This is a genomic window from Paracoccus homiensis (genome assembly GCF_900111675.1).
In the GTDB taxonomy this organism is placed as follows: Bacteria; Pseudomonadota; Alphaproteobacteria; order Rhodobacterales; family Rhodobacteraceae; genus Paracoccus; species Paracoccus homiensis.
Map to the genome: position 1 here is coordinate 61683 of NZ_FOHO01000001.1, position 21484 is coordinate 83166.

Below are 21484 nucleotides of genomic sequence, written 5' to 3' on the forward strand. Positions count from 1 at the left end.
TCTTTGCGACAGCCCTAGCACGAAAGTCTGAGATGTTCACCTATTCAGATGCGGGCGGCGTTTCCTCGACAATCACAAGGTCGCGCTCGGCCGCGCCCTTGGCATGTTCCAAGGCAGACTGGTATTCGCTGCTTTCGTAACAGGCAACCGCGGCCTCCAGGCTGGGAAAGCGGGCCACGACATTGCGCGACCGATCGCTGCCTTCCAACTGCCGATAGCGTCCACCACGCGCAAGAAAGACGCCGCCATGGGCCGCGATGGCCGGGCCGGCCTCTTTGGCATAGCGGCCATAGGCCTCGGCATCGGTCACATGGACATGGGCAATCCAAAGTGCGGTCATGCAAGTTCTCCGATCAGCTTTTCGACCTCGGCAAAGGCGGTATCGGCGGCCTCAAGACTGGGCGCCCCGCCCTGCGCACGGTCGGGACGACCACCGCCGCCCTTGCCGCCAAGCGCGACCGTCGCCGTCTGCACCAGCGTCACCGCGCTGAGACGATCGACCAGATCCGGCGTGACACCGGCCGCGACGGTCGCCTTGCCCTCGGCCTCGGCCAGAACCAGAACCGCGCCGCTGCCCAATTGGGCTTTCATCTCATCGACCAGCGGCCCAAGTTCCTTGCCGCCGACGCCTTCGACCTTGCGACCGATGAACTTGATGCCGCCGATCTCTTTGGCCTCGGCTGCACCGCCGCCACCCATCGCCAGCTGGCGTTTCAGCTGCGCGACCTCGTTGGCCAACGCCTTGCGCTCGTCCGCAATGGCGCGGACACGGTTGACGACATCACCGGCCTGCGCCTTCAGGATGCCCGCAATCTCGCCCAGCTGACGGTCGGCGCCGCGCAGATATTCCAGTGCCGCCTGCCCGGTCAGCGCCTCGATCCGGCGCACACCCGCGCTGGACGCGCCGTCGCTGAGCAGGGCGAAGGCGCCGATATCACCGGTTCGCGCGACATGCGTCCCGCCGCACAGTTCCAGCGAATAGGTCTGCCCATCGCCGCCCTTGCCGGAATTGGCCTGACGGCCCATCGAGACGACCCGCACCTCGTCGCCATATTTTTCACCGAACAGCGCCTGCGCACCGATGGCGCGGGCATCGTCGGGGGTCATGATCCGGGTTTCGACCGGGCTGTTCTGGCGGATATAGTCGTTCACCTCAGCCTCGATCGTCGCCATTTCCTGCGCGGTAACCGCATGGTTATGGCTGAAATCGAAGCGCAGGCGATCCGGCGCGTTCAGGCTGCCGCGCTGTGCGACATGTTCGCCAAGCGTGCGGCGCAGCGCCTCGTGCAGCAGGTGCGTGGCCGAGTGGTTGGCCCGGATCATGCCGCGGCGATCATGTTCGACCGACAGTTGCGCGCCCTGCCCGCGGGCTAGCGTGCCCGTCGTCACCTCGGCCATGTGCACGAACACGCCCGCGACCTTCTTGGTATCGGTCACGCGCGCCGCGCCGGTTTCGGTCTTGATCAGACCGCTATCGCCGACCTGACCGCCCGATTCCGCATAGAAGGGCGACTGGTTCACCACGATCTGGATCGTGTCGCCTTCGCTGGCTTCGGCAATCTCGGCCCCGTCCTGCACCAGTGCCAGCACCTGACCCTCGGCCTCTTCGGTGTCGTAGCCCAGAAATTCTGTCGTGCCGTGCTGTTCGGCCAGATCGTACCAGATCGTCGCATCCTGGGTTTCACCGCTGCCGGCCCATGCCGCGCGGGCCTTGGCCTTCTGTTCGGCCATGGCCGTGTCGAAGCCCTCGATATCCACGGCACGACCTTGTTCGCGCAGCGCATCCTGCGTCAGGTCCAGCGGGAAACCATAGGTATCATACAGCTTGAATGCCGCCTCGCCGGGCAGGTTCGCACCCTCGGGCAGCTTGCCCAACTCATCATCCAGCAGGCGCAGACCGCGATCCAGCGTCTGGCGGAACCGGGTTTCCTCGCTGCGCAGGGTTTCCTCGATCAGGGCCTGCGCGCGGTTCAGTTCGGGATAGGCCGCGCCCATCTGATGGACCAACGCCGGAACCAGCCGGTGCATCACCGGATCCTGCGCGCCCAGCATATGCGCATGGCGCATCGCGCGGCGCATGATGCGGCGCAGGACATAGCCGCGCCCCTCGTTGCTGGGCATCACGCCATCGGCGATCAGGAAGCTGGTCGAGCGCAGGTGATCCGCGATCACCCGGTGATGGACCTTGCCCGGCCCGTCGGGATCGGCGCTGGTCGCATGGGCGCTTGCCTCGATCAGGCTGCGCATCAGGTCGGTGTCATAATTGTCGTGCTTGCCCTGCAGCAGCGCCGCGATCCGTTCCAGCCCCATGCCGGTATCGATCGACTGCATGTCCAACGCACGCATCGAGCCGTCCTCGAACTGCTCGTTCTGCATGAACACGATGTTCCAGATCTCGATGAAGCGGTCGCCATCCTCGTCGGGCGAACCCGGAGGGCCGCCCCAGATATGGTCGCCATGATCAAAGAAGATCTCGGTGCAGGGGCCGCAGGGGCCGGTCGGGCCCATCTGCCAGAAATTGTCGCTGGTCGGGATGCGGATGATGCGGTCGTCCGACAGGCCCGCGACCTTCTTCCAGATATCGGCGGCCTCGTCATCGGTGTGATAGACCGTGACCAGCAGCTTGTCTTTCGGAATGCCGAAATCCTTGGTCAGCAATTCCCACGCATAAGGGATCGCTTCGGTCTTGAAGTAATCGCCAAAGCTGAAATTGCCCAGCATCTCGAAGAAGGTGTGGTGGCGGGCGGTATAGCCTACATTGTCCAGGTCGTTATGCTTGCCGCCCGCACGCACGCATTTCTGAGCCGTGGTCGCACGGTTGTAGTCGCGTGTCTCGACCCCGGTGAACAGGTTCTTGAACTGAACCATGCCCGAATTGGTGAACATCAGGGTGGGGTCGTTGCGCGGCACCAGCGGGCTGGAATCGACCACCTGGTGACCGTTCCGCTCGAAGAAGCCAAGGAATGTGGATCGAATGTCGTTCAGACTGGGCATAAGGGGGCCTTCATCGCAATACGGTCGCGTGCTGTCCGGCAAAACCGGCTTGCCGCACGGTCTAGCCCCAGCGAATGCCCCTGTCCAGCAATCCAGCCGATGCAACGAAAAACGCCGGGGCCCGGGCCCCGGCGTTCGATCGGTCCGAAAGCGAGGATCAATCCTCGGTCAGGTCTTCTGTTTCGCCACCCTCGGCGCCGAAATCCAGACCGTGGCTTGCGCGGATCTTGTCCTCGATCGCATAGGCGGCTTCGGGATTTTCACGCAGGAACTGCTTGGCATTCTCACGGCCCTGCCCGATCCGCTGATCGCCATAGGAATACCAGGCGCCGGATTTTTCGACCACGCCCGCCTTGACGCCAAGGTCGATCAACTCGCCCATCTTGCTGATGCCCTCACCATACATGATGTCGAACTCGACCTGGCGGAAGGGCGGCGCGACCTTGTTCTTGACCACCTTCACCCGGGTCGAGTTGCCGACGACCTCGTCGCGATCCTTGATCGACCCGGTGCGGCGGATGTCCAGACGGACCGAGGCATAGAATTTCAGGGCGTTCCCGCCCGAGGTGGTTTCCGGGTTGCCGAACATCACGCCGATCTTCATGCGGATCTGGTTGATGAAGATCACCATGCAGTTCGAGCGTCCGATGCTGGCGGTCAGCTTGCGCATCGCCTGGCTCATCAGGCGGGCCTGCGCACCGACCTGCGCATCGCCCATGTCGCCTTCGATTTCGGATTTCGGGGTCAGCGCCGCAACCGAGTCGACGACAACCAGATTGACCGCGCCCGAACGCACCAGCGTATCGACAATCTCCAACGCCTGCTCGCCGGTGTCGGGCTGGCTGATCAACAGCTCGTCCAGATTGACGCCCAGCTTCTTGGCATATTGCGGGTCCAGCGCATGTTCGGCGTCCACAAAGGCGCAGACACCGCCCTTTTTCTGTTCTTCCGCGACGCAATGCAGCGTCAGCGTGGTCTTGCCGCTGCTTTCCGGGCCATAGATCTCGATGATCCGGCCCTTGGGCAGACCGCCGATGCCAAGCGCGATGTCCAACCCAAGCGAGCCGGTCGAGGTCGCCTCGATCTCGGCCACGGGGCTGTCCTTGCCCAGTTTCATGATCGAGCCCTTGCCGAACTGGCGTTCGATCTGGGCCAGCGCACTGTCCAGGGCCTTTTGCTTGTCTGCGCTGCGTTTGTCAGTCATGTCGAAAATGCTCGCCTGTGCCATGTCGTCCCTGCCTTTATTTCACAGCCCCTCAAGAGGGGCAATCAACCCGGCTGGCGGGAATGTTCACCTCTTGTTCCTTCGCAAGATGTCCCAGAATTAACCAGCTTTCAAGAGCGAACCTGCTGAATACGACGATTCGTCCAACCATCATTGCGCCAGACGCGTTAACGAATGGTTTACAACGGTTTTTCCCCCCGATATTCCGGCCCGCGCCTGACGCGGGGGATGGGATGCTGATTTTCTGGGATCAACGCTTGGTATTCTTGGCGACGCCGAAGGCCGGTTCAACGGCCGTGGCCATGGCGCTGGAATCGCTGGCCTCTGTCTCGCTGCAGCGGCCAGCCCAGATGAAGCACACGGATATTGGCGGCTATCGGCGTCATGTCGGGCCGTGGTTGCAGGCGATGACGGGGGAAAGGTTCACCACCATCGCCCTGATGCGCGAACCGGTCGAGTGGCTGCGCAGTTGGTACCGCTTTCGCTTCAGCGAGGCGCTGGACGATTTCCACCCGGCGGTCGCGGAAAACAGCTTTGCCGGTTTTGCACGCGATTACCGCGCCCCCGACGGCCCCGCGCGGCTGGGCATCACCCCGCAGTCGCGGTTCCTGTCCGACGCCGAGTCGCGGGTGGACCGGATTTTTCGCTACGAGAATATCGACGCATTCGTTGCCTTCCTTGAGGAACGGCTGGACTGCGCGATCGAGTTGCCGCGCGCCAATGTTCCGCCGGCCCAGGATGTCAGCCTGCCCCCCGACGAGGAACAGGCCCTGAGGCAGGCCATGGCCGCCGACCTGAACCTTTACGCGCGGCTCGACTAACCGATCAATGTGTGCCCTTCGGGGCAGCAAGCCGGTCCTGAACCGTCCTGGCCAGTTCCGCGAGGGTGAAGGGCTTGGCGAGGAAGGTGGAATTGGCCAGCGGTTCCGCGCCTTCGGCAAAATTGCCCTCGGTATAGCCCGACATGAAGATCACCGGAGTCTGCGGATAAGTCTCGCGGGCCAGGCGTACCCAGGTCGGTCCGTCCATGCCGGGCATGACCACGTCGGTGACGAACAGGTCAAAGCCCACCTCCTGCGCCTGAATGATCTGCAGCGCCTGTTCGGCATTTTCGGCCTCGGCCACGTCGTAACCCTTCAGTTTCAGGGCGCGCGACGCAAAGGCGCGGACCGGGGCCTCATCCTCGACCAAAAGCACCTTCTGACCGGTTTCGGCGCTCGGCGCGGCGGCGACGCTTGCGACGATCTGTGGCTGCATTTCGGCCTCGGCGACCTCATGGGCGGGGAAATACAGGGTAAAGCAGGTGCCCTCGCCCAGCACGCTGTCACAGACCACGTAACCGCCCGATTGCTTGACGATGCCATAGACGGTCGACAGCCCCAGGCCCGTCCCCTCGCCCGTGGGTTTGGTGGTGAAGAACGGCTCGAAGATCTTGTCGAGATTTTCGGAGGAGATCCCCGTGCCCTCATCCTGGACGGCGATCTGGACATAGTCACCCTGGGGCAGTACAAAGCGGCCCTTCGACAGCCCCTCGCGCAGCGAGATATTGCGCGTGCTGACCACGACATCACCCCCATCGGGCATTGCATCGCGTGCGTTCACAACCAGGTTCATGATCACTTGCTCCAACTGGCGCTTGTCGGCGCGAATGGCTTTCAGGGCGGCTTCGTGCTGAATCGTCAGGGTGATCGGCTCACCGACCAGCCGGTTCAGAAGATGTGTCAGTTCGGCCAGGATGTCGCGCACACTCAGGGTTTCGGGGCGCAGGGTCTGCTTTCGCGAAAAGGCCAGCAGCTGCCCGACCAGCGCCGCGGCGCGGTTGGCGTTCTGGCTGATCTGGTCCAGATCGGCATAGTCGGGGTCGCCGCGGTCATGGCGCAGCATCAGCAGGTCGCAATGGCCGCGGATCGCGGTCAGCAGGTTGTTGAAATCATGCGCCACGCCGCCCGCAAGCTGACCGATTGCCTGCATCTTCTGGCTTTGGGCGAACTGCACCTCCAGCGTTTTCTGGGCACTGGCGTCGATCAGAACGGCCAACATGCTGCCCGGGCGCGAATGGTCCGGCGTAAGCGAAACCTGAAAATACCGCTCGCCCGCGTCGGCGCGGCGATCACCGGCACGCATCCGCAGCATTTCGGGCGTGGCGACGATCCGCCCGTCATAGATATCGGTGATCCATTCGCCCAAGGCGCGTCCCGGCCCATCCAGAACGCTGCCAAGGTTCAGCTGGCCGCCATCCGCAGGTACGCGCCCTTCCAGAAGATCGCGCGCGGTCTGGTTCGCCCGCAGGATCGTGCCGTCGCGCGAAAAACGCAGCAACGCGACGGGCAGCGCCTCCAACCCATCCTCGTCACCAGCCAGATCAACAGATGCCGCGGCCTGTTCACCACAATCCATCGCGCCCGCCAGGTGATAGGACCAGATCTGCAGGGGCGCGTCGCTGGCGCAGCTGAGGGCAAGGCAATCGCCCTCTTGCAGTTCCAGCTCGGCGCAGCCGCCGCGCTGCGCCTGTCGCGACATGATGTCGAAGGCCGCATCGCCATCGGCGCGAAATCGCATCAGAAAATCCTGAATGCCCTGACCCGAGATATCGCCGAACCTGTCGCAGGCGGCCGGGTTGGCGAACAGGATCGCGCCGTGCTGGTTGCTGATCCACACGCATTCCGGCGCGGCCGCAACCTCGCCACGAATGGCGGCAAGCGCGCGTCGTTCATGCAATCTGCGGCGGACATGGGTCAGGGCGATCGCGCCGCCCAGAAGATACCAGGCAAAGGCCACGGTCGTGAAGATCACCGTTGCCATCCCCGCCGACCGATCGGGCGATATCAGAAGGGCGATCGCGCCAAGCAGCGTGGGAAACACCAGCACGGGCAGGGCAGACAGCGCGCCGCGCGGTATGCCGTTGCGATCATCCCAATGGACCATGCGATTCGCCCCCTCATGACCTTTGCCTGTCTGGATAGTGCCACAGGCTTTAAGATTAGGTTAAGTGCAGGCTAATTATCCAACGCCAATTCAAAAGGTTTCAGGATACGCCCGCCACGCAGGCCGCATCATCCCTTGCGCAGCACGGCGCAGAAGAACCCGTCGCTTGCGGTCAACGGCGTCCAGAAATGCCGGGCTTCCTGTCTGAAATCCGGGTTGGCGGTCAGAAAACGATCGACCTGACCGCCATTCTCGTCCTCAAGGACCGAGCATGTCATATATGCAAACACCCCACCCGGCGCGACGAAAGCTGCGGCCTCGGCCATGATCCGTTGCTGAAGGTCAAGAAGGCGGTGAAACCCGGCCTCGTCCAGCCGCCATTTCGCATCGGGCGTCCGCCGCCAGGTTCCGGAACCGGAACAGGGCACATCGGCGACAACCAGATCAAAGCTGCCTTTCGGCTGTTCCGCCACAATTCCTGCGCCCGCACGTTTGGCCCGCAACGGCAGGTCGGCCATGCGCTGTTCGTTGGCATCATGGGCGGTGATCTTCGCCCTGGGCTGGGCACCGGCGATGGCAAGTGCCTTGCCCCCACCCCCGGCGCAGTAGTCCAGAACCCGGCCAGCCCCGATATCGGGAAGTGCGGCGCAGGCCAGTTGGGCCGACAGATCCTGCAACTCGACCATGCCCTGCTGATACGCGGCCGACCGGTTGACCTGCCGTTCGCCCGCCTCGACCCGCAGCGCGGTCGCCAGCAAGGGTGAGGCCGCGACCGAGACCCCGTCCTGTGCCAATGAGCGGGTGGCCTTGTCGGGATCGGACATCGCCGGATTGACCCGCAACCAGACCGGGGCGCGTTCGCCCATGGCATCCGCGACCTGTTGCCACGCATCGCCCAAGGAATCGCGCCACATCGGCAGCACCCAGTCGGGCAGATCGACGGCCTCGCCACCCTGCGCCAATGCCTCGGTTTGCGACAGAACCTGCGGGGCATGGCCCTGCCCGGTAAAGACCGTGGCCGGGTCCTGGCCGTTCAGACGGCAAAGCCCGATCATCAGCCCCCGCCCGGTCATCGCCCCGCCCAGCGAGGCGCAGCTGTTGCGCCGCCGCAGGGCCTGAAACACCAGATCACGGATGGCCGCACGGTCGCCCGATCCGGCAAAGCGGCTGTTACGCGACCAGCGCAGCAAGGCCTGTTCGGCGGGCTGACCGGCCAGGATCTCATCAAGGATCGAAATGGCGGCGCCAACCCGTGCGTCTGGTCTCATGTCTGGTCCTTTCGGGGCGCAGGATTATCACAGGCGACGGGCCATGGCAGGCGAGGCCCCGGTTTTCAAGGCAGGATGAATTCGACGCCGGGCAGGCAGGCGATCTCGGCCACGTCGGCGCGGTAATGGGCGGTCACCTCGTCCACCAGTTCCTGCGTCCAGCCCGGCAGATCGACCGCCTGATCCAGCTTTCCGGGCAATGCGTGATCGGCCAGTATCTGACCATAGATCTTGCGGCGCTGCGGGACCGACAGCTGATCGCGCCCACCCAAGGCCGTGCGCAGCTGCGCCAGCCCGGCATCGCCCAGCAGTTCATGCATATAGACAAGCGCCCCCAGCAAAGGGGCATCGGGAGGCATATTGGCGGCAAGACGCACGATTTCGGGCCAGATCAGTGGGACATCCTCGTGACACCACATCACGATCCGGCGGCCCTGCGCGTGCCGCACCAGCCGCTGGATCGCATCCCGCCAGCGCAGATCGGCCGGTTCGCGGCCCTGCATCAGCACGCGGTAATCGCCGCCGGTAAATTCCCGCATCACATCGGTTATCAGCGTGGCCGGATTGCGGATGGCGACAAAGAATTCCGCCTTGGCCGAGGGAAACAGGTTGGCCAGCGCATTCACCCGGCTGCCGATCTGGGGATAGAACCCGTCGCGCCCGACCGCACGCCCCGGTGCGCCCATGAAGGTCTGGCTGGAAAACACGACCCGCTGCGTGTCGTCATGCTGCAGCACTGCGTCCAGAAGGATCTGTTCCATCTCGGGGGTCGAGCTGCCCCCGTTCAGCGACATCAGCGCCTCTTCGAACAGGCCGCGATGATGGCTGGGGGGCACCACCTCGGTCCGGTTCTGCAGCAACCACGAACGATTGTTCAGAAGCGTTTTCAGAAGCCTGTCGCCATCGGTCGCATGAACACCGACATGAAACACCATCTGCATGCGGGCTGCCCCTTGTGTGATTCCGCCATCCCGTCTTCGCGGGCTGGTTGCATGCTAGCGCCGCTTCGTGGACAGGAAAACCGCTTTGCGCTATCGCCCTGACATGAGCGTCAATGAAGCCACCACACCCCGCCAACGCACCCATGATCACGCCCTGCGTCAAGGCAGCGGCACGGGCTGGTCGCTGGCAGCGGTGCTGATTGCCGCGCTGGTCATGCTGCCGGTGGGTGCCGTGGCATGGATGGCGCTGAACCCCACGGACAATATCTGGCCGCATCTGCTATCGACGGTGCTGCCGCGATATCTGGCCAATACGGCGATCCTGGCCCTTGGAACGGGGCTGCTGTCGGCGGCGATGGGCGCAGGCGCGGCCTGGTTGGTCAGCATGTATGACTTTCCGGGTCGGCGCGGGCTGGAATGGTTGCTGCTGTTGCCGCTGGCCGTTCCGGCCTATATCGGCGCCTATGCGCTGGCCGATTTTCTGGACTACAGTGGCCCGGTCCAGACCGCGCTGCGCGGCTGGTTCGGCTGGGAAAGCGCGCGCGACTACTGGTTTCCGCGCATCCGCTCGATCGAGGCGGCGATTCTGGTGCTGTCGGCCGCGCTGTATCCCTATGTCTACCTGCTGACCCGCGCGGCGCTGCATGAACAGTCCGGCAGCGCCTATGAGGTTGCGCGCGCCCTGGGCACCGGACCCTGGGGGCTGTTTCGTCGCCTTGGCCTGCCACTGGCGCGGCCAGCCATTGTCGCGGGTTCGGCCATCGCGATGATGGAGTCGGTCGCGGATTACGGGGTGGTCAGCTATTTCAACGTGCAGACGCTGAATACGGGCATCTTCACCACCTGGCTGGAACGTCGCAATGCAGGCGGCGCGGCACAGATCGCCTGCGTGATCCTGTTGGTCGTGGTCGTGCTGGCGCTGTGGGAACGGTTCGGCCGTCGCAATGCCCGCTATCACCAGAATGCCCGCCAGCCGCGCCCCATCATGCGTCAGCGACTGGGCGGCCTGGCTGGGGCGGCAGCGATGCTGGCCTGTTTCCTGCCCTTCGCTCTGGGCTTTCTGCTGCCGGTCGGGGTCATCCTGAATTATGCCTTGGCCTATCCGCAGGGCTGGGTCACGCCGGGTCTGGGCCTGGCGGCCTGGCACACGGTCAGCCTCGGCGCGGTCGCTGCGGTTCTGACCGTGCTGCTGGCGCTGATCATGGTCTATGGGGTCCGGCTGTCAGGCCGATCCCTGCCCCGGCTGCTGCTGCCGATCACGACCATCGGCTATGCCGCGCCGGGGGCCGTTCTGGCCGTAGGCATCCTGATCCCGCTGGCCGCGCTGGATCACCGGGTTGCGGATTTCTGGCTGAACCTGACCGGAACGGACCCCGGCCTGATCCTGACCGGAACCGGATTCGCGATGATCTTTGCCTATCTGGTCCGTTTCTTCGCCATCGGACAGGGGGCCATCGACGGCGCCTTCACCCGGGTGCCGCCTTCGCTGCCCATGGCGGCCAGATCGCTGGGACGCAGCAACCTGGGCACGCTGCGCGACCTGTATCTGCCGCTGATGCGCGGTTCGGTCGGATCGGCGCTGCTGCTGATCTTTGTCGATTGCTCGAAAGAGCTGCCGGCCACGCTGTTGCTGCGACCGTTCAATTACGAAACCCTCGCCACGCGCGTCTTCGAAAAGGCCAGCCTCGAGGATCTGGGCAACGCCGCCCCCGCCGCGCTGCTGGTCATGGCGATGGGCCTTCTGGCGGTCGTTCTGCTGGCGCGCACCAACCTTGGCTTGCGCAAACCCGCGGACCGCGCTATCGCAGGGACACCAACGGGCTAAGGCCCGCCGCCGGTTTAGCTCAGCTGGTAGAGCGTCTGATTTGTAATCAGGGGGTCGGGGGTTCGAGTCCCTCAACCGGCACCACTATCTTCTGCAATTGCTGGTCGCTATGGAAATTTCACAGCACAGCCCCCCAAGCAGCCCCCCAAGTAAATCTTGTTGACGACTCTGTAGCATCGGATCGGTTAGTTCAGTGTTCCGCTTGCGCTTATGTTCTGCATTTGTTCTTATCGAGTGATGCGAATCCACAATCCGTTTTTTCCTCACGACACGGCGCTATTCATCATTTGGGCATATCCGCCCAAGGGTGAACCATACAGCCTTGCGGCGGGCGGCTTGCGAGCGATGAATGCGGCTTGGTGGACCGTGCAAGACGAGGCGCGAGACTGCCCGCTGACGCTGCAACACGGGGCGCGGGTGATCAGGAGCCGAGATCCTGTGCGAAAGTGACGCCCCCGGCGATAACGAGCGAGGGCGATTCGATCAGGCGCGATCATCAACGCCTCTTATTCAGCCTTGACCAAAACCAGACGCAGTTCTGTCTTCACCTGTGATGCAGGCCTCCAGGTCAGCAACCTTAACGAAGCTGGCCGAGCTGCCGGGCGCGCGCTTGTAGATCTTGATCGTGCCTTCTTTTGCCATTCGGTAAAGCGTCGATCGGCTGATGCCGAACACGGCCTGGACGGCGCTGGGGCGGATGTAGAGTGGCTTGTTCTGTTTCATGGTAGGCACGCTCCTTATGCGCTCTTTTCCGGGGTGATCTGGTAGCTATCGATGTCGATTCCGCGCGCTGCGAGATCGTCTGCCCACATGGCCTTCATGCTGCTTGCTCCATTGCATATGGCGACCATTGCGCCGCGCAGGCCTCGGCCACGCCCTCGAAGGTCCGGCTGCGGATCTTCCAGCGATCCGGCCCTGGCGGTGTGCGATGGATGGCGTTCCACGCCTTCCACTCGTCGCTGCCCCTTTCGGGTTCGGGCAGTCGATCGGTGGCCGTGAGCCTTGGAAGCCCGCGCAGATAGAAGCCCGTGGCCTTGTAGGCCGGCTCACCGAACCAGAACGGCTGCACGATCTGAGGCGCGGGCAGATCCGCCGGCATCCGGTCCTTGGCAAGATCATTCATTTCTGGGTTCTCGATGGCGACCCGCTCGATCGGCGCGCGCCAACAGTCGATGAACAGGCTCACGCCTTCCTCGAACTCGGCGCGCAAGTCCTCGATTGTCCTGCCCTTCGGGAGTTGCTTCGGCGGTGTCCATTTGCCCGGCCCGCTCATCCAGCGCCGACCAGAGCGGCAAAGCCGCGTGCAAGGCGGATGCATGACGGCCAGCAGATCCCAGCCCTCGTTCAGCAGCTCGCGGATATCAGATCTGATGTGGCGATTGCTGCCATCCTCGGCCGGGAGCAGGTCGCAGGACCAGACATCGTGCCCAAGCGCATCAAACGCTCCGCGCATCACGCCTGATGTTTCGCAGCCGATCAGGACTTTCATCGCACGCATCATCCAGCGGCCATCATCGAGCGCGGCAGAGCGCCCATGGATAGGATCGCTGCGTCGTCGTCGTTGCGCGTCATGGTCGGGATCAGGCCGTCATAGCGATCCGATTTACGGACGCGTCCCTGCCATTGCTTCAGGGCAAGGATCCGGCTGACCCGGTTCACCTGCATATCGACGCTTTGCGCGATCTCCGGGACTGTGCGCTCCCAGCCGTAATCCTTGCAGTCGCACCAGATGAGATATGCTGCCGTATGGCTGCGCGGGCTTAGACGAGCCATGCGATGAGCCCTCCCGCGGCGATCACGATGCCGAATAGAACGCAGATTACTGTGCCGCCGTAGGCCGCACGCCGCGGCGCGGGTGCCTGGGCGGCTCGGAAGACGTGTCGATACTCGTCCATGGTCTGCTCCGTTCAAATAGCGCGCAGCATCGCAAGCGGAGTCGCGATGGCGGCGGCGGTGAGAAAAATTAGGGCGGGAGTGGCAAGGGCGCGCTCAATGCGATCAAACGTCATACCGCCTCCCTCTCGCGCATTTTCAGCCATTCAAGGCCAAGCGCGCGCTCGTAGCAGTCGGCCGAGCTGGCCAGTCGCTGGGCTGCGGCATCCACGGCCGTGGGCTCGTAGTGGATGAAGTCGATGATCATGGCCCGATCGGTGTCGCGCCGGTCAGAGCAGCAAGCCATCAATTTGCCGCCTGGATGAAATGGGCCACAGCCTTTGCGGCCAGTGGCCAGCCCGTGCCGATGGCAATCATTGCCAGAAGGTGTCTTTTTTCGATCCCGAGACGTCGCATGAGGTTGCCTCCCACCCAGATTGGTATCCATTATGGATACTAATAGCAAGAGACTTGTTGCGATTATGGAAACAATGTCAGATCAAGAGCTCTGAAGGGAGGCCGGGCGCACCTCATTCGCCGATTGCGATCGCAACCTAGTACACGCCTTGGTTGTCGTTAAATCCGTGGCTTCGCCCAAAACGAGACGCCTTGACGGAGGAATTTTTTCATGACGAAGCGAGTGCTCTGCACCGAACAAGATCATGCGCTCGTGCGCAAGATCACCGACCTCGATTGCGAGGTGAAGGCGGCGCTTCTTACTCTGGTGAAGAGCTTATCTTCTGCGCATGAAGGCGATCGATCAGGCTGCGAACCATCTGCTGATCTGCGGGATCGAGATTTCTGATCTGCGCCGCCAGATCCTCATCGTCGGCTGAAGGTGGCAGAGGGTAACCAGTGATCGCAGAGATCGCACGCGCCTCGTCCATCGAGACCTTTCTCGCCTTGGTCATCTTATTGACCATCGACTTTGCGTAGGATCCCAGGCCCACGCTTGCGGTCAGCGCATCTGCCAGCGCCTGCTGCGTCATATCGCTGGCCGCAAGTGCGTCGCGCACCCATTGATTCATTCCCGTCGCGGGCGGAGTTGGATATGTCGGGCGTCTGGCCATACCCGCCGTGTATCCGGTAGCGATACAAAAGTCTGTTGCCATGATGTAAACCTAATCGCTTGCTTAATGTTTCCATTATGGATACCTAATAGAAACATGGAACCTGCACTTTTGATCATCTCTCGGCTTGGCGGCGTCGCTCGCGTGGCGTCGCTGCGCGGTATCCACCGGTCTGCCGTCTGGAAATGGACGCAGCCGCGGTCAAAGGGAGGAACGGATGGCCGCATCCCTATCGAGCACATCCGACCCCTTCTGGAAGAAACTCGGCGACTCGAGCTTGGTATCAAGGCAGAGGATTTCTTGCCGGCCGATGAGGCCCCTCCCTATACCGCCCGCTCAGCAGCAACACTGGGAGCCGAGGCGTGAGGCAGCGCAGTCGTCGCCCTGACCGCAAATATGCCGCGATCCCCAATTCGGCGATGCGCGATCCGTCAATATCGATCGCAGGACGCGGGCTGCTCGCTCTGCTGATGACCTATTCCGATGATTGGGTGTTTCTGGTTCCTAAGCTGCAGGAAATTTGCGGCGTCGGACGCGACAAAATGCGGGCCATGCTCTCCGAACTGGAAGAGGCAGGATACCTCGTTCGTGAAGCTGTCCGGGGCGATGGCGGCCAGCTCTGTGGTTCCACGTGGGTTATCCTCGATGAGCCTACCGGTGGTTCATTTGGCGGTGGCTCTGAGGGTTCGCAGCAAGATGATGTGCCAATGAATGACCACCGACCCCCTAAAAACCCGGCGGTCGGTGACACCGCCCCCCTGAAAACCCGACCGCCGGTAGAACCGACCGGCGGTAAATCCGTCCCCATAAGAAAACCAACCTGTAAGAAGACCAACCCTAAGAACGCGCCTTCGGGGTGTGAAAGGGGGGTGTATCAATCCAATGATTCTGGGTTTGCTGTCGATCCGCCGCCCCCCGGATCGTCGGGGCTTGCCAGCAACGAGCCGCGGGGCACCCGTGAGGCTGATGACTTCGACACATTCTGGTCTGCCTATCCCGATCCGGTCGAGCGCGAGGCAGCGAAACGCGCGTTTGCCAAGCTGGTCCAGTCTGGCGAGGTGAAGGCTTCGGACCTGGTCGATGCCGCGAAGGCATATGCCCGGAGCCGGCACGTCGAGCGGGGCTATGGCAAGAAGCCCGCAAACTGGCTGTCCTCCGGGGCTTGGCGCGAGGAATGGGAAGCGGGCCGGGCCGTTCAGGATGAAAGCCGCGAGATCGATTACCCCGCCCTGGCCGAACGCTGGCGCGGGCCGATCAAGACCGGTGCCACCTACGCGGCGTCGGCCGTCAGCCAGCGCCTGGCCCGCTTCATGCTTGGCGAGGGAATGGTGACCGAGGCCGATCTGCGGCGCTGCGGGGTGTCGTTCTGATGGCTGATCGCGAATTCCTGGCGGGTCGAGTTCGGGCGCGGATCGCCGAGAACGGATCGGTGATCCTGACACGCGCCGGCGCGATCGGACGCGGGGTGCCCCGGCAATCGATGATGTGGTGCGCCGAGCAGGTGGCAGAAGCGCTGCGGGCGGCATCCCAGAGGCGGGGTGAGGACGCAATCTGCGAGGCCCGCGCGCTTCGCTGGGCCCTCAATGAAATGAAAGATCCGGCGCGGCGCTGACGCTGCAGCTGGGCGACGGACAGTGAAGGAGGCGAAATGGCAGCGGTTCTGTTGGGGCGGGTTCTGGTCCCTGATTTCTTCAACCCTCGGCCCGAGGACGTGGATGTCGGGTTCATGTTCTGGCGCATGCGGCGGATGCGTCGCATCTCGGGCAACCGTTCGGCGCTGACGCTGGATATCCACCACGAGCTTTGCGGGCTGCTGGCAGATGAGCTGCAATGCTCGCGCCCGGCCCGGATCTGGGCGCGCTGCCATGATCTGCACGAATTCGCCATCGGGGATATCGTTCGCCCGGTGAAGGCCGATCTGGGATCGAAGCTGGTCGAGCAAACCTCGCGCCGGTGGGACGAGGCAATCGCGGCGCGGCTTGGCCTCTCGCTCCCCTCGGCCACGGAGGCCCTCGAGGTAAGCCTCGTTGACGACATGGCCCTGGCGATCGAGTGGAGCGAGCTGTTGGGCCGGAATTTGGCCGAGTTGGGCATCGTTGTGCCTGATCTACCCGAGAATGCCGTCGAGCTGCTGGGCCGCGCGATCAGCGCCATGGGGGCGCAGACGTGGTGGTCGGAGACCGGCAGCGCCAAGGACGAGACCGCCTACAACCTGTCGGCCTATGCGGGCGAGCAGCGCCTGCGCCGGGCAGTGACCGCGTGACCGAGGCTGTCCAGATGTGGCGCGGCCGTGCGGGTCGGCGGGGTCGTTCGCCGAGCGGCACTAAACGCCGGGCCGACCTTGAGGGGCCGATCCAGCGCGCGGTGGTCGACCGTCTGCGCTTCGAATTGCCGGGGGCCATCGTCCACCATTCGCCGAACGAAGTCCCGCTGGACGGTGAAGATGTCCGCGCGGCAATTGCAAAGGCCAAGCGCAACGGCATGGTGCCCGGCTTTCCGGATGTGGTGGTCGTGCTGGCCTGCCGCCCGGTCACGCTGTTCTTCGAGGTGAAGGCCGAGGGCGGCCGCGAGACCAAAGCCCAGCGCAAGCTGCGCGAAGCGGCCACATCGGCCGGCCACCTCTGGGCGGTGGTGCGATCCCAGACCGAGGCGGTCGCCTGCCTTGATGCGTGGGGGATAGATCGCCGCGGAGTGACGCGGACATGAGTGCAGCGGACGAGTTCCTCGCCCTGCGCCCAGCGGAAGGGTTCGATCTGATCATGGTGGACCCTCTGTGGCAGTTCACCGCGCGATCAGCCAAGAGCGTTACAGCCAAATCTGCAGGAGGACAGTATCGCTGCATGTCGCTGGGCGATATCGCCGCCCTGCCGGTGGCCACGCTCGCGGCGCGCGATTGCCTGCTCTGGCTATGGGCTACCAATCCGATGCTGGCTCAAGCGCTGGGGGTCATGAAAGCTTGGGGGTTTGCCAACAAGACGGGCGGTCACTGGGTAAAGCGGACCAAGTACGGAAAGCTGGCATTTGGAACTGGCTATGTGCTGCGCTGCGCTGGCGAGCCATTCATGATAGGGACCATCGGTCGACCGAGACCGATGCGGTCCGTTCGTTCGGTGATCGGGGGCCAGCTGCGGGACCTGCATGGCTATCGGGTGGCGCTCGAGCCCTGCCCCTGCCGGGCGACCAAATCGACGGCAAGCTCTCGGCTGCGGGAAAACCTGGCCACCGCGCTGAAGCTACTGTCCTCACGGGGGCTGTGATGGCGCCAAGGAACGTTCAACCGGCCCGCCCCTCGCTGGGCAAGGAAGGCGACCAGATGGCTGCGGTAATCGGCTATGACGCCGCTTTGCTTCTCATCAACGCAATGCCCGCGAGCGGATCGCGGTCATGGCGTCGCTGCGTCTATGTCCCAGCGCGCCTGCCGGTGGATCATATGTTGGTCAGGGTGCTGGGCATGACACTGGCTCTGCGACTGGTTGATGCTTTTGGAGGTCGCATCCTTCAGCCGTCCAATGGGTCAGCTGTAGAGCGCCGCGCGAAGGAGGATGCAGTGCTGACCGCGCGACGCGCTGGGCTATCGCCTCGCGAGATCGAGGCGCGGCTGGATATCCCGGTATCAACAGTGCGGTCGATAATACAGCGCACAGCGGTCATTGGAAGTTGACCCTTCTGTCGAACCGAGAAATTTATCTGCTTGATCAAGTGAGTGGAAAACCGAAAACAACTTGCCGGGACGCGTTCGAAAACCTAGAGCTCGATAGGCTCACCCGCATAGTTAAAGAGGGAATGTTATGCTCGCCGACCATTTGTCCCGCCTTGCGGCCGATTACACGCATGAACGCGTTAAATCGTTCACGGGATCGAAATTCGGTGACTTTGTACGGCACGACATCGCTATAGAGGCGAAGAAGGTCCTGATGCTGTGGCCGTTTGAGCTGAAGGTCAAGGCGAGCGTCGGCCAAGGTGTTTGGGCTTCCGTTCCCTGGCTTGCATTCTTTGATCCCTTGATTACCGAGACGGCAACGAAAGGCTTTTACGTCGTCTACCTGATCAATCCTGACGCGCGGACAATTACGCTTTCGATGAACCAAGGGACTACGGCAATCTACAATGATTTCGGACAGTCCCGCGGCCGCGAGGTGCTTAAGCGCAGGGCGCGCGACATGGCAGACCGCGTTCCTGAGTATGTAAAGCACTTCTCTGAGGACTCGATTGATCTTGGCTCCGAGGCCGGCCTTCCGTCCGGGTATGAGGCTGGGCATTCCTTTGGGAGGATCTATAAGGCCGGTGAGTTCACGGATGCTCAGCTTTCTGAGGACCTGTACCAAATGCTGCTTGCCTACGAGGCATTGGTGAATCGTGGCGGTACGACCCCAAGCGAAGCAATGCAGGAAGAGGCCGGGGGAAAGGATATCGAAGAGACCCGCCGCTACATCCTATCCCGTCGCATCGAACGTTCGCCGAAGGTACGGAAGGATGTGCTAAAGGCGAAGCCGCCCATCTGTGAATGCTGCGGCCTCGATCCCAAGCGCGACTACGGCTTCGCTGGACCCGCTCACGAGGCGCCACTCGACGTCCATCACGCCGCGCCGCTTAATGGCCTGGCAGAGGGTGAAACACGCCGCTATAAGATACCAAATGATTTCATGGTCTTATGCCCAACCTGCCATCGCATGATCCATAAGATTGGTGCGCCATCTGACCTAATGGAATTGAAGAAAATGCTGCGCTTCAAGATCGCGCGCGATGTAGCGTACTTCACTCGGTGAAAACCACGCGCTTGCACCGTAAGGGCGTCCCTCCTTACAACGGCAAAAGGACGGTGCCTGATCAAGACGGACTCACTGCCCACCCTGGAGGCAGCGCAGTATCGACATTATCGTGGGAAACGGCGAGGCAAGGCAGGCCCGAAGCTGCCGCTTGTTGGGAAAACAGTCGCCGCAGTGCAACTCTGCAGGAGCGAACCTTGAGAGTATACACTCTCAATCGAACGAAGCGATGCATATCTCTTATGTAAACGGAGAGGACAGACATGGCACTCACAATGGACATGGACGCAAGGAAGGCCGAGTTGTTGCTGCGGGCAGCATTGCTGGATGATGCGAGCAACGTGGGAGAGAGGCTTGCTGCTTTGAGCGCCGACATAAAGGTAGATGATGACGGCGACGCATGGATAACGCTGGACATGGACCTCTGGCCCGAAGACAAGGAATCGCCCGAGGTCGAAGCTATTGCAAAGCTGCTTTGGATAGAAATCGACTGGTCGGCGACCGATGGAACTTTTCCGTTCGCCTGGCCCGATTTGGGTGCGCAATCCGACAAAACGACGACCTACTTCAAGTCGGTGCTGGACGCGTATGGTGGCCAGAGGCCCAGCAAGGAAACTGAGTAGTCGCTGCCGTTCGATGCTTGGCTGGCGCTGCGGTACAGCTTCTTCTGACCGGACGTTCGTGGTTGCCGCGGCGCAATCGACCAAGCACAGTCTGATTTGCGGAACATTGCTGCCATTCGGAAGCCGATCTTAGTCAATTACACTTGAAAGGTGTCCGCACCACGATGAAGCTTGCTCTAGACACCCTCGCTTGGACCGCGCCGCGAACGGGCCACAACTGGACCTGTCCGGACACAGCCAATGCCGTTGAATGGTTTCGCTCACTGGCGGAAGAAAAGCATCTCGAATCGCGTCTCGACGCCTGCCGAACGATTTATGAGCAAAACCGTGAAACGGTAGAGACCGGACTTTCCACCTACCTCTTCGATCCGCGCGACGCTGTTGCATGGTACATCTTGCAAGCTGAAACCTATGCAACCGACCGTCGCTTCTGGACACCTGATGAGGCGGCACGGACAGTCCCATACATAAGGCGCATCGGACAGTTGCGTGATCGCCTTGCTGGTGTGGATGGCGTAGAGGAACGGGTAGCCAGGTTTGTCAATGGCGACGCCTCTCAACCTGAGGGCCCTATTTACGAACTGCTAGTAGCTGGTGCGTGGGCCGATAGGGGTTACTCTGTCAGGTTTGTTCCAGAGCAGAGAGGCGGTCCTCGCACGCCCGACCTAGAAGTAAACAAAGGGCGATCGAGCTGGGCAGTCGAAGCGAAGCGCATGATGCCCTCTGCCTATGGAAAGCGGGAGATAGAAAAGGGCCGTGAGCTCGCAGCGCACCTCCATGATATGAGTGAGGCATCAGGCCATTCGGTGGTGGTAGATGTGATCTATAACAAGGAGCTTGCGGAGTATCCTCACGACTTCCTCGCAAGTTGTGTGCAGGAATTTCTTCCTGTGCGGGAACCCCGGATTATTGATCATAAAGACGCACACATTGTGGTTCGGCAAGTTGCATGGCCGATCTGCCACCAAGTACTTTCGACCGATGTCGTGTTCATCGGATCAACGCGAATGATGGAGCTTGTTGGCGGCGCGCACGACCATGACTGGTCCCACAGCTTACGTGCACGGTGCCGACGAGCGCAGAAGCGCCCCTCCTATGCTGATCACATCTACCATGCATCATTAGTGAACTGGATATGCTCCTCGCCTGTTGCGCGCAGTGCGCGAGCAAAGCACTTCAAAAAGAAGCTGATCGATGCAGAACGTCAGCTTCCACAAGATCGTCCTGGAGTGATCCATGTTGGTATGGAGTCTTCGGGACACTACGATTCGGACCTGCGCCGACATTATATTAACGGGAGAGAGGCAGCCGGCCTGCTCGAAGGACGATCGCGATTGAGATGGGTATATGGGAATTACTTCAAAACTGAGGTGACAACGCGGTCTAACGAGTCGCTCGCGATGGAGGAAACGATGGCGCCATACAAAGTTGGTCAGCATCGAACACGTGACCCCTTACAAAGCCGCCTCTTGCTTTGCGATGATGAGGGCACAACACGGTCGGGCGCCTATTGGGATTAGCCGAAAGCCCCGTACGCCTAGTGCTGTAGGGCATCTTAGGAAAACATTGCTCTCCGGAAGTGGAAGGCCCCATATTCGCACAGAGATGTGCGCTGAATGTGCTTGCCTATAACATCAAGCGGATGATCGCGTTGATCGGAATCCAAGGCCTGGTGCGGGCCATTGCCGCCTGATCGGAGGCTGTCACGCCCCAAGCGCGGACGTCGCGCCACGCCTGAAAGGGATCATCAAGCTGTAACGCGCGCGATGGGCGTCGAAGGTAACTGAAAGTAAGCAACTGGGCAAACCAGTAGCCGACAGCACCTGCCGGCCCGTTTCCACACAGCCTCGGCCCAATGCGGACCTTCGTACCAGGCACAGCGGATGACCGGTGTCAGCATCATAGTAGTTGGCTACCCTTTCACCGAGCCCATCAAGATAAACATCGATATCTGTCTTGACATGATCGCTTGATG

General features: G+C 62.1%; 22 protein-coding genes and 1 tRNA gene. 12 read left to right on the forward strand and 11 right to left on the reverse strand.

Translation table 11 applies throughout. From position 1 onward, the window contains the following. Positions 1-40 precede the first annotated feature (40 nt). The 3 genes from BMX67_RS00320 to recA form a co-directional block, all read right to left on the reverse strand. Positions 41-340 (reverse strand): DUF1330 domain-containing protein, encoded by a 300-nt coding sequence (locus BMX67_RS00320; RefSeq protein WP_090731586.1) that lies wholly within the window; start codon positions 338-340, stop codon positions 41-43. Then, entirely contained in the window at positions 337-2994 is a 2658-nt protein-coding gene (gene alaS / locus BMX67_RS00325) for an alanine--tRNA ligase (protein WP_090731588.1), read from the reverse strand. Before alaS ends, BMX67_RS00320 begins: the two co-directional genes overlap by 4 nt. Before the next feature lie 157 nt (positions 2995-3151). After that, entirely contained in the window at positions 3152-4222 is a 1071-nt protein-coding gene (gene recA / locus BMX67_RS00330) for a recombinase RecA (RefSeq protein WP_090731591.1), read from the reverse strand. Positions 4223-4452: 230 nt separating this feature from the next. Here recA and BMX67_RS00335 point away from each other — a divergent pair, with 230 nt between their 5' ends. Next, positions 4453-5040 carry a sulfotransferase family protein gene (locus BMX67_RS00335; protein WP_090731593.1) on the forward strand — a complete coding sequence of 196 codons (588 nt, stop codon included), beginning with the start codon at positions 4453-4455 and terminating at the stop codon, positions 5038-5040. Between the two features lie 4 nt (positions 5041-5044). Here the strand turns inward: BMX67_RS00335 and BMX67_RS00340 are convergent, their stop codons facing one another. The 3 genes from BMX67_RS00340 to BMX67_RS00350 form a co-directional block, all read right to left on the reverse strand. Next, on the reverse strand, positions 5045-7144 hold the full coding sequence (locus tag BMX67_RS00340) for an ATP-binding protein (protein ID WP_090731594.1): 2100 nt from the start codon (positions 7142-7144) through the stop codon (positions 5045-5047). Between the two features lie 128 nt (positions 7145-7272). Continuing rightward, complete coding sequence (locus tag BMX67_RS00345; protein WP_090731596.1) at positions 7273-8412, reverse strand: RsmB/NOP family class I SAM-dependent RNA methyltransferase; 1140 nt, start codon at positions 8410-8412, stop codon at positions 7273-7275. Between the two features lie 65 nt (positions 8413-8477). Further along, entirely contained in the window at positions 8478-9353 is an 876-nt protein-coding gene (locus BMX67_RS00350) for a hypothetical protein (RefSeq protein WP_090731597.1), read from the reverse strand. A gap of 103 nt (positions 9354-9456) precedes the next feature. Here BMX67_RS00350 and BMX67_RS00355 point away from each other — a divergent pair, with 103 nt between their 5' ends. Beyond that, positions 9457-11178 (forward strand): ABC transporter permease, encoded by a 1722-nt coding sequence (locus BMX67_RS00355; RefSeq protein ID WP_090731599.1) that lies wholly within the window; start codon positions 9457-9459, stop codon positions 11176-11178. 8 nt (positions 11179-11186) lie between these two features. Further along, positions 11187-11262: transfer RNA gene (locus BMX67_RS00360), tRNA-Thr, on the forward strand. A 426-nt stretch (positions 11263-11688) separates the two neighbouring features. Here BMX67_RS00360 and BMX67_RS00365 read toward each other — a convergent pair. From BMX67_RS00365 to BMX67_RS00375, 5 genes are all read right to left on the reverse strand, one after another. Further along, entirely contained in the window at positions 11689-11901 is a 213-nt protein-coding gene (locus BMX67_RS00365) for a helix-turn-helix transcriptional regulator (RefSeq protein ID WP_090731600.1), read from the reverse strand. 94 nt (positions 11902-11995) lie between these two features. After that, the gene (locus BMX67_RS00370; RefSeq protein ID WP_175479761.1) at positions 11996-12679 is read right to left on the reverse strand and encodes a hypothetical protein; all 684 of its coding nucleotides are present in this window, start codon (positions 12677-12679) and stop codon (positions 11996-11998) included. Next, a complete protein-coding gene (locus BMX67_RS19290; protein ID WP_139206418.1) occupies positions 12676-12951 on the reverse strand; it encodes a hypothetical protein in 276 nt (91 codons plus the stop codon). The genes BMX67_RS00370 and BMX67_RS19290 overlap by 4 nt, the downstream gene beginning before the upstream one ends. A 232-nt stretch (positions 12952-13183) precedes the next feature. Continuing rightward, positions 13184-13357, reverse strand: coding sequence for a hypothetical protein (locus tag BMX67_RS19465; RefSeq protein WP_175479762.1), 174 nt, complete (start codon positions 13355-13357; stop codon positions 13184-13186). 409 nt (positions 13358-13766) lie between these two features. Continuing rightward, positions 13767-14066 (reverse strand): hypothetical protein, encoded by a 300-nt coding sequence (locus BMX67_RS00375; RefSeq protein WP_217645750.1) that lies wholly within the window; start codon positions 14064-14066, stop codon positions 13767-13769. Positions 14067-14216: 150 nt separating this feature from the next. On the opposite strand from BMX67_RS00375, the gene BMX67_RS19745 reads away from it, so the two are divergent. The 9 genes from BMX67_RS19745 to BMX67_RS19300 all read left to right on the forward strand — a co-directional run bounded on the left by BMX67_RS19745 (position 14217) and on the right by BMX67_RS19300 (position 21029). Beyond that, positions 14217-14486 carry a helix-turn-helix domain-containing protein gene (locus BMX67_RS19745; RefSeq protein ID WP_217645752.1) on the forward strand — a complete coding sequence of 90 codons (270 nt, stop codon included), beginning with the start codon at positions 14217-14219 and terminating at the stop codon, positions 14484-14486. Further along, the gene (locus BMX67_RS19295) at positions 14483-15490 is read left to right on the forward strand and encodes a helix-turn-helix domain-containing protein (protein WP_175479763.1); all 1008 of its coding nucleotides are present in this window, start codon (positions 14483-14485) and stop codon (positions 15488-15490) included. Before BMX67_RS19745 ends, BMX67_RS19295 begins: the two co-directional genes overlap by 4 nt. After that, positions 15490-15732, forward strand: coding sequence for a hypothetical protein (locus tag BMX67_RS00385; RefSeq protein ID WP_090731604.1), 243 nt, complete (start codon positions 15490-15492; stop codon positions 15730-15732). Before BMX67_RS19295 ends, BMX67_RS00385 begins: the two co-directional genes overlap by 1 nt. A 36-nt stretch (positions 15733-15768) precedes the next feature. Then, positions 15769-16383: a hypothetical protein gene (locus BMX67_RS00390; protein ID WP_090731606.1), complete on the forward strand. Its 615-nt coding sequence runs from the start codon at positions 15769-15771 to the stop codon at positions 16381-16383. Further along, positions 16380-16826: a VRR-NUC domain-containing protein gene (locus BMX67_RS00395; RefSeq protein WP_139206420.1), complete on the forward strand. Its 447-nt coding sequence runs from the start codon at positions 16380-16382 to the stop codon at positions 16824-16826. Before BMX67_RS00390 ends, BMX67_RS00395 begins: the two co-directional genes overlap by 4 nt. Beyond that, positions 16823-17377, forward strand: a complete 555-nt coding sequence (locus BMX67_RS00400) for an MT-A70 family methyltransferase (RefSeq protein ID WP_090731609.1) — start codon at positions 16823-16825, stop codon at positions 17375-17377. The genes BMX67_RS00395 and BMX67_RS00400 overlap by 4 nt, the downstream gene beginning before the upstream one ends. Before the next feature lie 531 nt (positions 17378-17908). After that, complete coding sequence (locus BMX67_RS00410; protein ID WP_090731611.1) at positions 17909-18886, forward strand: MrcB family domain-containing protein; 978 nt, start codon at positions 17909-17911, stop codon at positions 18884-18886. Between the two features lie 263 nt (positions 18887-19149). Beyond that, positions 19150-19509, forward strand: a complete 360-nt coding sequence (locus tag BMX67_RS00415) for a hypothetical protein (RefSeq protein WP_090731613.1) — start codon at positions 19150-19152, stop codon at positions 19507-19509. A 164-nt stretch (positions 19510-19673) separates the two neighbouring features. Then, positions 19674-21029: a hypothetical protein gene (locus BMX67_RS19300; protein WP_139206422.1), complete on the forward strand. Its 1356-nt coding sequence runs from the start codon at positions 19674-19676 to the stop codon at positions 21027-21029. The last annotated feature ends 455 nt before the right edge of the window (positions 21030-21484 follow it).

What these genes read in the sequence shown, in the direction of transcription:
- BMX67_RS00400 (WP_090731609.1), top strand. Translation starts at nt 16,823, where the DNA reads ATGAGTGCAGCGGACGAGTTCCTCGCCCTGCGCCCAGCGGAAGGGTTC.
- recA (WP_090731591.1), bottom strand. Translation starts at nt 4,222, where the DNA reads ATGGCACAGGCGAGCATTTTCGACATGACTGACAAACGCAGCGCAGAC.
- BMX67_RS19290 (WP_139206418.1), bottom strand. Translation starts at nt 12,951, where the DNA reads ATGGCTCGTCTAAGCCCGCGCAGCCATACGGCAGCATATCTCATCTGG.
- BMX67_RS00340 (WP_090731594.1), bottom strand. Translation starts at nt 7,144, where the DNA reads ATGGTCCATTGGGATGATCGCAACGGCATACCGCGCGGCGCGCTGTCT.
- BMX67_RS00345 (WP_090731596.1), bottom strand. Translation starts at nt 8,412, where the DNA reads ATGAGACCAGACGCACGGGTTGGCGCCGCCATTTCGATCCTTGATGAG.
- BMX67_RS00385 (WP_090731604.1), top strand. Translation starts at nt 15,490, where the DNA reads ATGGCTGATCGCGAATTCCTGGCGGGTCGAGTTCGGGCGCGGATCGCC.
- BMX67_RS19465 (WP_175479762.1), bottom strand. Translation starts at nt 13,357, where the DNA reads ATGGCTTGCTGCTCTGACCGGCGCGACACCGATCGGGCCATGATCATC.
- BMX67_RS00350 (WP_090731597.1), bottom strand. Translation starts at nt 9,353, where the DNA reads ATGCAGATGGTGTTTCATGTCGGTGTTCATGCGACCGATGGCGACAGG.
- BMX67_RS00370 (WP_175479761.1), bottom strand. Translation starts at nt 12,679, where the DNA reads ATGATGCGTGCGATGAAAGTCCTGATCGGCTGCGAAACATCAGGCGTG.
- BMX67_RS19745 (WP_217645752.1), top strand. Translation starts at nt 14,217, where the DNA reads ATGGAACCTGCACTTTTGATCATCTCTCGGCTTGGCGGCGTCGCTCGC.
- BMX67_RS19300 (WP_139206422.1), top strand. Translation starts at nt 19,674, where the DNA reads ATGAAGCTTGCTCTAGACACCCTCGCTTGGACCGCGCCGCGAACGGGC.
- alaS (WP_090731588.1), bottom strand. Translation starts at nt 2,994, where the DNA reads ATGCCCAGTCTGAACGACATTCGATCCACATTCCTTGGCTTCTTCGAG.
- BMX67_RS00335 (WP_090731593.1), top strand. Translation starts at nt 4,453, where the DNA reads ATGCTGATTTTCTGGGATCAACGCTTGGTATTCTTGGCGACGCCGAAG.
- BMX67_RS00415 (WP_090731613.1), top strand. Translation starts at nt 19,150, where the DNA reads ATGGCACTCACAATGGACATGGACGCAAGGAAGGCCGAGTTGTTGCTG.
- BMX67_RS00410 (WP_090731611.1), top strand. Translation starts at nt 17,909, where the DNA reads ATGCTCGCCGACCATTTGTCCCGCCTTGCGGCCGATTACACGCATGAA.
- BMX67_RS00390 (WP_090731606.1), top strand. Translation starts at nt 15,769, where the DNA reads ATGGCAGCGGTTCTGTTGGGGCGGGTTCTGGTCCCTGATTTCTTCAAC.
- BMX67_RS00320 (WP_090731586.1), bottom strand. Translation starts at nt 340, where the DNA reads ATGACCGCACTTTGGATTGCCCATGTCCATGTGACCGATGCCGAGGCC.
- BMX67_RS00365 (WP_090731600.1), bottom strand. Translation starts at nt 11,901, where the DNA reads ATGAAACAGAACAAGCCACTCTACATCCGCCCCAGCGCCGTCCAGGCC.
- BMX67_RS00355 (WP_090731599.1), top strand. Translation starts at nt 9,457, where the DNA reads ATGAGCGTCAATGAAGCCACCACACCCCGCCAACGCACCCATGATCAC.